Source organism: Rhodococcus sp. 06-462-5, assembly GCF_002258315.1.
Taxonomy (GTDB): Bacteria; Actinomycetota; Actinomycetes; order Mycobacteriales; family Mycobacteriaceae; genus Rhodococcoides.
Genome location: NZ_NOYD01000024.1, coordinates 1 through 751, shown reverse-complemented (window position 1 = coordinate 751; position 751 = coordinate 1). Strand labels below are relative to the sequence as shown.

Below are 751 nucleotides of genomic sequence, written 5' to 3'. Positions count from 1 at the left end.
CAGGCCCGCTACGGTGGGGGCTTCCATGAGTGCACGGACGCTGATTTCACAGTCGAAGGTTTCCTGCACGGCGGCTACGACACGCATCGCAGAGAGCGAGTTGCCGCCCAGGTCGAAGAAGGAGTCGTCCACGCTGACTCGCGGCAGGTCGAGAACCTTCGTGAAAATGCCGGAGATAATTTCTTCAACCGGAGATGACGGCGCTCTGTGAACGCCGCTGGCGAATTGCGGCTCGGGCAACGCCCATTTGTCCAGCTTGCCGTTGACAGTTAACGGCAACTCGTCGATGACCATCACCACGGCCGGAACCATGTACGCAGGCAATCGCGCGGCAACTCGTTCGCGCAGCGCCCCACCATCGATTCCCGCAGACACCTCGGTAGGTACGACGTAGCCAATCAACTGCTTGCCGGTATCGGTATCACGGGCCACCACTGCCGCACGCTCCACTCCGGTCAAGGCAGCGAGTGTTGCTTCCACTTCACCGATTTCGATGCGGTAACCACGAATCTTCACCTGATCGTCAGAGCGACCCACATACTCCAGCTCGCCGTCGTGATTCCAACGAACCAGATCGCCGGTGCGATACATCCGCGAACCCAAAGGGCCGAGCGGACACGCGACGAATCGCGATGCCGTCAAGCCCGGCCGTCGCACATAACCGCGTGCCACACCCCGCCCCGCGACATACAACTCACCAACCACACCGATCGGAACCCGCCGCAAACCGGAATCCAACACAAACAACGCA

General features: G+C 60.7%; 1 protein-coding gene. It reads right to left on the bottom strand.

Annotated features, from left to right (window positions below; all coding sequences use genetic code 11):
• On the bottom strand, positions 1 to 751 hold a 751-nt coding region (locus tag CH251_RS14185; protein WP_141214695.1), incomplete at both ends, for a phosphopantetheine-binding protein.